Below are 12,733 nucleotides of genomic sequence, written 5' to 3'. Positions count from 1 at the left end.
CCAGGCTGGCAGTATCAGTGCCGGTCACCTTCTTACCGTTGACAAGGATGTAGCTCAGCTTGTAGCCGGCAATCTCAGGGGCAGTGAACTTCTTGCCTTGCTCGCCATACTCAACAGTGCCGCGATCAGAAGTCTTGCCGCTGGCATCAGGCAGGTCTTTACTGCTTTCGTCCTGATAGGAGATAAGGACTTGGCCTTGAGGCTGCTTGGCAAAAACAAAAGTAACTTCTTGATTAGCGTAAATATCAGGTCCGTCATCATTAATTAATAGTTTGAAATCCACGATATCTTCAGCTGAACCAGGTTTAACTTCGTTTCCGTTTATGAAAATCTTCTTCAAAGTGTAATTAGTAATGTTTGCATTCTTATAACAGTCAAAATCTTCAGCAGCTTTAGGTTGAGTTCCTATTTCACCGACCTCAACAGTATCAGGTACAATTTTGCCATTCTGATCAGTAACCTGATTACCATTCTCATCACGAAAATGAACAAAAACTGGATTTGCTATGGTTGATATAAAGGTATCAGAAATGTTACTACTGTTATAATTTTTTTCAACCTGTTGTGAAGTCCAATTTTCTTTACCTGTTGGGTTACTAATACTTCCAGATCCTAAGCTGTTCCAGCGCGCTTTATTCTGAAAATCGGAAAGACGAATTTTATTATCCTTTCCTAATATCAATACTTTTAAGCTTTCCAGGGTAAGTAACATTCCCGCGACGTTTGACGTATTAGCCATATTAAAGCTGTGAATATCTAAGTACCTTAAATTAATACAATTGTGAAACATGTTATACATACGTGTTACTTTAACAGTATTAAAGTTTGATAAATCTAATTTAAGCAACATTGTTGAATCGGAAAACATTTCCGACATATCTGTTACTTCTGAAGTATCAAGATTATCCAAACCTTCAATCGTTTTTAATTTGGTTAAGCCATGAAATAAGAACTTGACTGATCCAGATAACTTAAGCTGACCGTCTATTTTGATATCAGTAATATCTAGTGGATTAACTCCTGCAATATATCCCGTATCTGAGGTTCCCAAAATTGGTTTAGGATTACTAACTGTAACTGGCTTTTCTTTGGTGCCGCCATAAATTGTTAACAATTTTTGACTGGTATCATAACTGACATTTATATTGTTCCAAGTGCTTTCGACAATATTAGGGTTCTCAGAATCTCTTTTACTAATATCACTATTAACTAAATCAGTATTATTTTTCTCAGAAGCAGCAGATGAATTTGCTGAATTGTCATTGTCATTGATGTTGTTGCTATCATTTGTCTCTTGACTTGAATTACTGTTATTTAATTGTTGATCATTAGCAGCATCTTTATCCATAGTTTCTGATTGTTCTGTTTCGAAAGAATCAGTCGAAGTAGATTCCGTAGGAACTGCTTTAGAAAGCTGAGTTTTACTGCTACTTTGGACATTTTGTGCCATTAGATACCCTGCCGATAAGCTATCGGCTTTAACTGCCTTAGGGTTAGCACTGAAAAATCCTATAGCTGCGGCTGTCATGCCCCCAACAAACAACTTTTCTCCTTGTTTATATATATTCTTGTGTATATTCATATAATTCCTCTTATAATCAGGTCGTTATTACGCTTTTAGTATATGGCGGGTTTTTTTGAAAGTCAACGCGACTTTTAGAGTGAAAAAATAATTTTATATTAAATCTTATAAAACGTTATTTTATTTATTTAAGTTTAACTGTACTTTTCTGCGCACAATCAAAAGGTAAATAATACTATGCAAGTATACCAACGATTAGTAATTTGTTCTAAATGCCAGTTTAGCTGTTCTGATTTTTTCTAGTGTCTAATATCAGATATTGCATTATTAGGAAGAATAATTAATGTTTTTATTTTAAAGTAAAAAAGAACTCAATTAGCGGCAATTATTACTAATTGAATTCTTATAATATATTATTAATTATTAAAAGTTAGCTTTCTTAACAAATTGTTTCTTGCCAATAATATAGTATAACTTGTTTTTCATCTTAAAGACTTTGCCATACACTCTAACATGTTTATTTTTCTTTAAAACTTTATTATTTAGGCGTTTACCATTCTTATCATAGATATAAGCATTGTGAAACACATTTCTAGTAATTGGAGTTTTACCCAGTTTATTTTCATCAGGTTTAACAGGAACTGAGGTAGATGGGATTAGTATTATTAGTACCATACAACCGGAGTTGAGTCATTGCTACTTGGTCTGTTTTGAAGTTATAGTAGCTATGGCCGTTTTGTCATTAGGATCAGAATTATTATTTTCTGTATCAGCGAAAGAATTTATACTTTTGAATGTTCTAGTTTCTGTAGCACCATTAGTGTCATTATCAGTATTGCACGTAGCGATACTAGTATATAAAAATTTCTTATAAATTTGATTGATGTTCTTTTGTTTGTCCAATTTATTTAAGCCCCAAAATTACATCTACATAAATATACATATTTAAAAATAGCAAGATATATCGTGTTAATTATCTTATAAATTTTAGTTTCAATTAATCATAGTAAGAAATTTCTTAATATCTTATTTAAAATTTTGAAAAAAATCACTGCATATAAAAACGTCCCTCAGTTACTAAAATCTTGAGAGACGTTTGTAAAAATGTGCTTTTGCTAATTTATAAAAGTTAGCTTTCTAGAAAATATGTTGTCAGCATAAGTACTAGAATTTAAATATTAAAGAACTTGTTGATTACACAGTTATTTTTGTGGTTATAAAGTTGTGATTATTACGATATTCAAAACTTAGAAAATTTTTGTTGAATAATATTTATTAATTTTTCTTATGCTCAAGCCAAGCAACACCTAGAGCACCTAAAGCAGTGACCAAGGCCAAACCACCTAGAGCAAGCATTGGTAAACTGTTGTGCTTCTCTGCACCTTTTTGTGGCAATGCATTGGTTCTACTGCCTTTATCTGACTTGCCTTTTTGTGGCAATGCATTGGTTTTACTGTCTTTATCTGACTTGCCTTTTTGTGACAATGCATCGGCTCTACTGCCTTTATATAGCTTGCCTTTTTGTGGATCATTAGCGCTAGCAGTCTTGTTTAATTTGCGATCTTCAGCTGCCAGTTTAGCAGGGCGGTTAGCCTGATGCTTGTTAGCTGTTAAGCCTTTGATTGATGTGACAGGTGCTTTCTTGCTCTGCTTATTTGCATGAAGGCCTTTGATCGCCTTCTTAGGTGTCTTCTTTGTCTTTGTCTTTTTGCTGGATGGAATTGGAGTCGGCTCATTGCCAGTCAGCTGATGGCTTCCAGCTGGGATATTAGTTTTTCCATCACTCTTTGTGTAGATATAAGTGACGCTCTGCGGACTGTTGTTAAAGAAACCTGTTGCGTTATCTGGTCTGGTCTTTAAAGCATAGCCGGAAACCGTCTCAGCACCAGTCGTATAGCCATCGCCAATGCGACCTTGGATTATGCGGTCAGGGGCAATGGTGTTGCCGTTTTCATCTTGATAGTGAACCGTAACTGCAGGCGCTATGGTTGCAGGGCGGTTGACAATTGAACCATCATTATTGGAAGCATTGGACCCATTTGAACTGTTGCTACTAGAACTTTCACTGCCAGAAGAAGAGCCGGAGCTGCTACCACTGGAGCTCTCACTGCCAGAAGAAGAGCCGGAGCCACTGCCGCTAGAACTTTCACTGCCAGAAGAAGAGCCGGAACCACTGCCGCTAGAGCTCTCACTGCCAGAAGAAGAGCCAGAGCTGCTACCACTGGAACTTTCACTGCCAGAAGAAGAACCGGAACCGCTGCCGCTAGAACTTTCACTGCCAGAAGAAGAGCCGGAACCGCTGCCGCTAGAGCTCTCACTGCCAGAAGAAGAACCAGAGCCGCTGCCGCTAGAACTCTCACTGCCAGAAGAAGAGCCGGAGCCGCTACCGCTAGAACTCTCACTGCCAGAAGAAGAGCCGGAGCCGCTACCGCTAGAACTCTCACTGCCAGAAGAAGAGCCGGAGCCACTGCCGCTAGAACTTTCACTGCCAGAAGAAGAACCGGAGCTGCTGCCACTGGAACTTTCACTGCCAGAAGAAGAACCAGAGCCGCTACCACTAGAACTCTCACTGCCAGAAGAAGAGCCGGAGCTGCTGCCACTGGAACTTTCACTGCCAGAAGAAGAACCAGAGCTGGTACCGCTAGAACTTTCACTGCCAGAAGAAGAACCGGAACCACTGCCACTAGAACTCTCACTGCCAGAAGAAGAGCCGGAGCTGCTACCACTGGAACTTTCACTACCAGAAGAAGAACCAGAGCCGCTACCACTAGAACTCTCACTGCCAGAAGAAGAACCAGAGCCGCTACCACTAGAACTCTCACTGCCAGAAGAAGACCCGGAGCCACTGCCGCTGGAGCTCTCACTGCCAGAAGAAGAACCAGAGCCGCTGCCACTAGAACTCTCAGTGCCAGAAGAAGACCCGGAGCCACTGCCGCTGGAGCTCCCACTGCCACTATTGGTATCACTGGTGTAAACAAATGTAATATTTTGTGGTCTATTCGTAAATTTTATTTCTTCAGATTTGATCTCTTCACCGGTATCTGCATTTAAAGCTTTAGAAAATTTGTATCCATCAATTTCCTTAGGTTGAAAAGCTGTTATTAATCCAGTATTAATTAATGACTGATCTATATCACCATATCGCAGATCAGATTCTGGATCAGGAGTAGAAATATTTTGTTTACTATCATTCTGATAACTAATTTTAATGGGCTGACCAAGATTTTTAAAACAAATGTAAGTATCACCGTAAAATCCACTAAATTTATTCATAAACTCGGCTGAAGTAGTATATTTTAAATCACCTTTTTTATGAGGAGAGTAGGAACTTGTTCCCATGTTTACCCAAGTTCCCTGGGTTGATAATGCGGTATTGTATAGTCCAATTGTGCCATCACCAAAAGTTATTCGCCTTAAATTTGCATCTCCTTTAAACATGTCTACTGGTGATTCATCATCTACATCGTCGCTTGCACTGATAGAAGCAATATTCAAGTCTGTCAAACTGGTGCACCCAGCAAACATATTTCTCAAACAATATTTACCATTATCATCTGCACCTAAATTATCAGCTGAACTCGCAGATAAATCTATACTTTTTATAGAAGCACAGTTTTCGAACATGCTTTCCATGCTAGTCACATTTTCAATATTTAAATTCTCCAAACCCGTAATTTCTGTAAGATTTGCTAAATTTTGAAATAATTTTTCAGCTGACCCAGTAAATTTAATTGTTCCATTAATATTAATTTTTTTAACTATATTTGGCCCAAAATTCATACCTGAAATATGAAAGCTATTGAGTCCCACATCACCGTTTCCTGTAGAACTGATTTCGTAATCAGCATCTTTTTCCCCAATTTCCATTAAACCTGTATCGGAATGGAAGGTTAAAGGTATATTGAAAGGAGATGCTGTAGAATTTGAGTTATTCCAACTGGCATGAATAATATTAGCATCATCTCTCTTTGCTTCATCAGAAACAAATTTATTTGAAGCTGAATCTGATTTGTAGGTGCGACTTTCTACATTACTATCTTGTGTTGTATTTGTATCATTATATTGAGTAATAACACTGGATTGATTATTATTTCCGCTTTCAGCTTCATTATCAGTGCCTTGATCAATTTCAACTTTTTGATCATCTTCTGTAGTATCGGCAGTCTTATCATTTACAGCTGTTTGATAATTTAATTTTGTTTTAGCTGCCCTTTTATTTGCCTTGTTAAAAGTAGCCCTGCTTTTGTTTATAGAATCGGCTTTAACTGCTTTTGGTTTTGCATTAATTAGACCCAAAGCAGCAGCAGCCATGCTGCCAAATAATAACTTTTCACTACCTTTACCAGTAATTTTGTGTTTATTCATATTAATATTAACCCTCTTTACTAACTAATCTTCCTTATGATTAAACCAAATAGCACTTAATGCACTTGCTAATGCAAGTCCACCCAAAGCAAGTACTGCTAAGCTGGAACGTTTATTTGAACCAGTTTGTGGTAATAGCTTCTCTTTGTGGGTAGCAATATTTGAACTACCAGCCTTTTCCATATTTTTAGTTTTACCATTGTTATATTTATTGTATTTATTTTTTAGTTTGGTAAAACCTTTATTATTTGAACTTGGTTTATTTCTGTGTTTATTTAATTTTTTACTAGTATTTTTGTGTTTACCTGAAGATACATTAGACCCAGTATTATTGGATCCGTTATTTAAATTGTTATCTGAGTTGTTGCCAATACTGCCGGTAGCACCATTATTATTACTACTGCTACTAGAATTATTACCCGAACTGCTGCTGCTTCCGGAATTATTACTGGAGCTATTGTTAATGCCGGACCCAGGGTTGTTGCCACTACCTGAGTTATTGGAATTATTGTTACCAGAGCCGTTATTACCTGAACCGTTTGAACCACTAGAACCAGAGCCATTATCACCGGAATTGTTTGAACCATTAGAACCGGAATCATTGCCGTCGGAATTGGAACCGCTTGAGCCATTATCATCGGAGCCATTTGAACTGTTGTTTCCATGAGTTTGACTATAAATAAGAGTGACGGTTTGAGTATCTTTGGTAAGTGGAACAGTAAAGTCATCAGTACTAATTACTGGCTTTCCTTCATTAATTTGATAAGACTCTTTAGTATAGCCATCAAGTGCAACAAATTGAATCTTTGCTGAACGTTCAAAAAGATAACTATTTATGGTGGTAGTTTTTTTATTTTGCATTTCATCAAGAATGTCATGCAGACCGTCTTTATCCTTGTACTTATAGTTGACAGTAATTGTTCCAGCTGAAATTGGATTGTAAATAAGAATGACGGTTTGAGGATCTTTAGTAAGTGGAACAGTAAAGTCATCAGTATTAATTACTGGATCTTCACCATTAATTTGATAAGATTGTTTAGTATAGTCTTCAAGTGCATCAAATTGAATTTTTGCTGAACGATCATGAAGAGAACCACTTATGGTGGCAGTTTTTGCCTTGCCATTTTCTAGAATATCGTGCAGTTTGTCCTCTTTATCCTTGTACTTATAGTAAACAGTAATTTCTCCAGCTGGAATTGCGTTGTAAACAAAAGTAATAGTGTGCGGAATGTCACCAAATTTTACATTTTGGAGATCAGATACTGTTTTTCCATCAAGTTCAATATGTTCTAGCTGGTAATCTGTATTTCTATTTAACTTTATAGAATTAAATGTTGGTAAAGTGTCAAGTAAAGCTGTATTTTTAAAGTCATAAAGTTGTTCAGCAGGTTCAATATCTTTTTGATTGTTGTCTATGTATTTAACTGTAATTAGAGAAGGAGCGGAAAAGTTGACATATGTATCATAATCTTTACTTGGATCGTATTTATTAACCAGCTGATCAGCAGACCAGGAATTCTGATCTTTTGGCACTTGTTCACTACCCATATTTGTCCAAGTACCTGAAGTGTTAAATCCGGAATTTAATTCATCATTGAAAGGACTTGTGCCAATTTTATTTTTCTTGCCAAGTACCAATATTTTCAGATTTTTTAGACCACCCAGCATATTAAACGTATTTGAAACATTAGACATGTCAAAGTTACTGATATCCAATCTTTCTAAACCAGAAATAGCGAACATAAAATCCATATGAATAACATTTGAAGTATCAAAGCTGGATAAATTTAATCTTTTTAAGTTTACACATTGGTAAAACATATCAGACATGTCTGATACATTAGATGTATCAAAATTTGTTAGGTCTAATCTCGCTAAGGAAAAACAATCTCGAAACATTCCCATCATATTTCCTACATTTGAAGTATCAAAGTGAGAAACATCTATGGTTGCTAGAGAAGTACAATCTTGAAACATATAATCCATACTAATGCCGCCACTTACACTAGTTTTGGCACTAATTTTAAAACTAGAAAGATTTAAATTAGCCAGTCGTGAGCAATTATTAAACATATAGGTAAATACTTCTACTTTAGAAGTATCAAATGCAGATAAGTCTAAGTCCACCATTGCTGAACAGTAAGCGAACATATTTTTCATGGTGACTACATTAGAAGTGTCAAAAGTAGTGGTGCCAGGATCACCGAACTTAAGGTCTGTTAAACTGCTGCAATAGTCAAACATATCTTCCATGCTTGTTACATTAGAAGTTTTAAAAGTAGAAACGTCTAAAGAAGTTAATTTTTGGCAGTAGCTAAACATTCTGGCCATATTGGTAACTTTTGCAGTATCAAGATGCGATACGTCTAAAGAAGTTAATCCATTGCAGTATTGAAACATACCGTTCATGTCTGTAACATTAGTAGTATCTAAAGGAGATAAATCTAGCCCAGTTAATGCTTTGCAAGAGAAAAACATGTCGGCCATATTAGTAACTTTGGCAGTATTAAAAGTAGATAAATCAATATCAGTCAATTTTTCGCTGGTATTAAACATATCGGACATATCAGTTACATTTGAAGTGTTAAACTTAGTTGCACCTTTAGTTCCAAAATTAATACTTGTTAAATTTTTGCTGTTGGCAAACATTTTTGCCATATTAGTTACTGCAGCAGTATCAAGGCATGAAACATCCAAAGCTTGAAGAACATTATAATTGAACATACCGCTCATATCAGTTACTTTAGTTGTGTCAAAATGGGATAAATCTAAACTAGTAACTGCACATCCGTAGAACATATCAGCCATATTAGTTACATTAGACGTATTAAAACGTGAAAGGTCTATACTTTGGACGCCACAGCTTTTAAACATGGATGCCATGTTGGTTACCTTAGCAGTATTAAATTTAGTTGGATCAAACTTTAAATTTTTCAGAGCTGAACATCCATAAAACATAGAGTTCATATCAGTAACATTGGAAGTATCAAAACTAGATAAATCTAAGCTAGATAGGTGATAGTCATTACTAAACATTTTTTCAATGGAAGTAACGCCTTGGGTATCTATATTTTCAAGTCCATTGATAGTTCTCAAGTTATGAAGATCACCAAATAAACCGGTAATAGAACCTACTAAATTTATTTTTCCTTTTATAGTAATAATATTGATATAATTCGCACTGACACCGTCAATGTTGCGACTTATACCAATAAGTTTATCTGGAGTAGCTGAATTGTCTATAATGGCCGGTGTGTCTGTTCCACCTTGTATAGTTAATTCATTATTGTCACTATTAAAAGTAACATCCAAGCCATTCCATTTGCTTTGCAAAGAAGACCTATTAGCCTGAGCAGGATCGAATTTTACTGGGATGTCAGTCTTGTCTGATTTTTCCGTTGTTTGAGTTTTATTACCGGTGGCAGAGCCTGTTTGATTATTTTCAGAGACTTGATCATCAGCAGGATCAGTAGTGGTTGTATCAGATTCCATTGCCTGTGCCTGATTTGGTTTATCTGTAGCGGCTTCAGCAGCATCTGGTTCATCGCTTGCTTTAAGAGCTTCTGTCCTTTTCACCAGCTTAGAACGAGCGGTCTGATAGTTAATTTTAGTTTTTAGCCTGGCCTTGCTGGCTTTTTTCAGGGCTGAACCATTATTGGGAATAGCGGAAGCTTTAACCGTTTTAGTCTTACCATTAATAAGGCTCAGAGAAATAGCAGCCATACCTCCGAGCAGTAGCTTTTCACCTTGCTTATTGGTATTCTTAAGTTTATTCATATATTTCCTCTTCTAAATCTACATTTATACAATTTTAGTATAGTTTGGTAGACAGGCAAAATCAAGGTGCTATTCGTTAATATACTATCTCTATATCAAAAATCAGAAAATATAAAAGCATACTTATACAGTCATTCAGTCTGTAAAAGTATGCTTACTACTTATTTATTCTTTTTTCTATCTAACAAAGCTAAACTAAAGGCACTTATTAAAGCTATGCCTCCCAGTGTCAGCATTGCTAAACTGGAATGTTGATTTTTCCCAGTTTGCGGCAAAGAACTAGAGTGTTTATTGTTTGTGCTGTTTGCTTGTTGCATAATAGTTTTTCTTTGCACTAGTTTAGTAGGAACGCTTGATTTTTTATCAAGTTGTTTTCTTCTGTTAATATTATTTGAGTGCTTTGTTGGTTTACGCTTAGGTTTCTTTATAGTTGGGATTTTAGTTGGCTTATTATTATCAGTGGTTTGGTTACTATTAGTTTCATTTTTACTATAAATATAAGTCACATCTTGTGGAAAGGTAGTAAAGAAACCAGTAGCATTATTTGGTCTGGTTTTTAACGTGTAACCTGAAATAGATTTAGTTTCGGAAGTATAGCCATCACCAACATAACCCTCTAACACAACATTAGGAACTAAAATATTGCCATATTCATCTTGATAATGAACAGTAACATTAGGTGCCTTTGCTTTATTGGGCGTACTACTTGAATTTTGAATATATGTATAGGTTATTTCCTGTGGCTTATCACTCAAGTAAAGGGTTATATTTCCTTTATCTGTTATTTTTTTACCATTAATTTCAGAAACGGAATAACCAGGAATTTCTTTAGGTTCTACAGGTATTTTTTGACCAATTGTTCCAGAAATAATTCTATCTTCACTAATTGATTTCCCTTGGTTATCTACATAATGAACCTTAATAGGTTGAGCTTCGGAAGTATATTTTAATGTGACAATTGGTTCGCTGGCATCAAATATACCAGAAGTTTTACCGTCTGCGCTCACAAAGGCATAACCAGGAAACTTATAGTTATTAGGATCAATGGTCCAACCTGTACCAAATTTTCCTTGTAGAAATGAATCTTTTATTTCACTACCATTTTTATCTAAAAGCGGCTTGCCATTTTCGTCTCGATAATAAATGGTGACCGTACCTTGATCAGTGTAAACTAAAGTGACAGTGGGAGGGTTATCTTTATCGAATACACCAGAAGTTTTACCGACTGTCTTTACTAATTTGTAACCATCGAATTGAAAATCTTTATCTTGGGGGTTAATGCTCCAATTATGACCATTTATAGCTTTGATGGATGAATCTTCAATTTTTTTACCGTCTTTATCTAAAAGCGGCTTGCCTTTTTCATCTTCATAGTGCACCTTAACATATCCAAAATCAGCGTTATATATTACATTAACTTTTTTTGGTTCACTCGTAAAAGTACCAAAGTCCTGATCTTTTGCAATTTGATAACCCGGAATCTTTTTATCTGTGTCAACTGGAATACTTTGTCCAATGTTGCCAACTAAATAATCGTCAGGAATCGGCTTATCTGAATCATCTAGGACTGGCTTGCGGTCTTGATCTAGATAATGCACAGTTACTAAACCACCACTGTACCTAACATAAGTGTCAGCATCCTTTTTACTATCGTAGTTTGTTATTAAGTCACGTGAAGACCATTTTTTACTTGCTTCTGGTTTGTCAAGTTTGCCTTTGCCAACATTTACCCATGTACCGGTTGTATCGAGATTAGCATTGTACTTATCAATCTTTGTTTTGCAATTTTTTCCTAAAACAAGAATGTTTAAAGAAGGCAAATCGTTAAGCATATCTGATATTCCTTCGTCAGTTAATTTTGACATGTTAAAGCTGCTAATATCTAGACCTTTTAAAAAAGTACATCCTTTAAACATATTACTCATGTCAGTCACATTTGATGTGTCGAAACGTGTTAAGCTTAACCTTTTTTCGTTATTAATAGGTGTACCAGAAAGTTGAGATGCAGTACTTGCTTTACCAAATGTTATAGTATATAGGCTTGAACATCCCTCAAACATGGAGGCCATATTGGTTACATTAAAAGTGTCGATATTGTCAGGCAATATTAAATTATTCAAACTAGAACAATTTGCAAACATTGATTGAAAACTTGTTGCCATGTTAAAGTTGATTGAGGATAAATCTAGCGAGGTAATTGCTGAGCATTCTTGAAACATTCCAGACATATCATGTACACTGGAAGCATTTCTTAAATTATCTAACCCGTCAATAGTCTTTAAATTAGTATCGCCTTTAAACAAATCCTGCATATCAGCTACTTCACCAAAATCAATGTTGTCTAATCCAGTAATTGATTCTAAATTAGGAAGATTTGCGAGCATTCCTTTAATAGATTGATTTGCTTTAAACTTGCCGCTAAAAATAATATTTCTGACATCTTTTGACGGTTTGTAAGACTGCCCATCATATATATTTGATCCTGAAATGACTGGCGTGAATTTTCCAAAGTCTGTTACTTTTCCTTCTTCAGATATCAGTGTAAATGTTCCAGCATCTGTGTCAAAAGTAAATGGTATAGAATTAATATCTCCATGACGGATAGCTTTAGTAGCTTGAGCAGGATCGAATTTTACTGGGATGTCAGTCTTGTCTGATTTTTCCGTTGTTTGAGTTTTATTACCGGTGGCAGAGCCTGTTTGATTATTTTCAGAGACTGGATCAGTAGTGGTTGTATCAGTTTCCATTGCCTGTGCCTGATTTGGTTTATCTGTAGCGGCTTCAGCAGCATCTGGAACATCGCTTGCTTCAAGAGCTTCTGTCCTTTTCAACAGCTTAGAACGAGCGGTCTGATAGTTAATTTTAGTTTTTAGCCTGGTCTTGCTGGCTTTTTTCAGGGCTGAGCCATTATTGGGAATAGCAGAAGCTTTAACCGTTTTAGTCTTGCCATTAATAAGGCCCAAAGCAGTAGCGGCAATGCCACTTACAAGGAGTTTTTCTCCGTGCTTATAAGCAATCTTATGTGTCTTCATAAAAAATTTTTCCTCTTCTAACAATACAATAATCTAA

Annotated in this window: 5 protein-coding genes; all 5 read right to left on the bottom strand. The window is 35.8% G+C overall.

The window, feature by feature from the left end; translation table 11 throughout:
* Nucleotides 1-1,582: BspA family leucine-rich repeat surface protein (locus F5ESL0261_RS09370; protein WP_122053037.1), on the bottom strand; the 1,582-nt coding region annotated here is incomplete at its 3' end.
* Nucleotides 1,583-1,945: 363 nt separating this feature from the next.
* Complete coding sequence (locus F5ESL0261_RS09365; protein WP_122053036.1) at nucleotides 1,946-2,197, bottom strand: SLAP domain-containing protein; 252 nt, start codon at nucleotides 2,195-2,197, stop codon at nucleotides 1,946-1,948.
* 600 nt (nucleotides 2,198-2,797) lie between these two features.
* Nucleotides 2,798-5,887 (bottom strand): MucBP domain-containing protein, encoded by a 3,090-nt coding sequence (locus F5ESL0261_RS09355; RefSeq protein ID WP_122053034.1) that lies wholly within the window; start codon nucleotides 5,885-5,887, stop codon nucleotides 2,798-2,800.
* Between the two features lie 24 nt (nucleotides 5,888-5,911).
* Nucleotides 5,912-9,664, bottom strand: a complete 3,753-nt coding sequence (locus F5ESL0261_RS09350; RefSeq protein WP_122053033.1) for a BspA family leucine-rich repeat surface protein — start codon at nucleotides 9,662-9,664, stop codon at nucleotides 5,912-5,914.
* A 161-nt stretch (nucleotides 9,665-9,825) separates the two neighbouring features.
* Nucleotides 9,826-12,696 (bottom strand): MucBP domain-containing protein, encoded by a 2,871-nt coding sequence (locus F5ESL0261_RS09345; protein ID WP_122053032.1) that lies wholly within the window; start codon nucleotides 12,694-12,696, stop codon nucleotides 9,826-9,828.
* Nucleotides 12,697-12,733 lie beyond the last annotated feature (37 nt).

The organism is Lactobacillus sp. ESL0261 (genome assembly GCF_003693025.1).
Taxonomy (GTDB): Bacteria; Bacillota; Bacilli; order Lactobacillales; family Lactobacillaceae; genus Lactobacillus; species Lactobacillus kullabergensis.
Note: the sequence above shows the minus strand (reverse complement) of the source record. Positions and strands in the feature narration are given on the sequence as shown.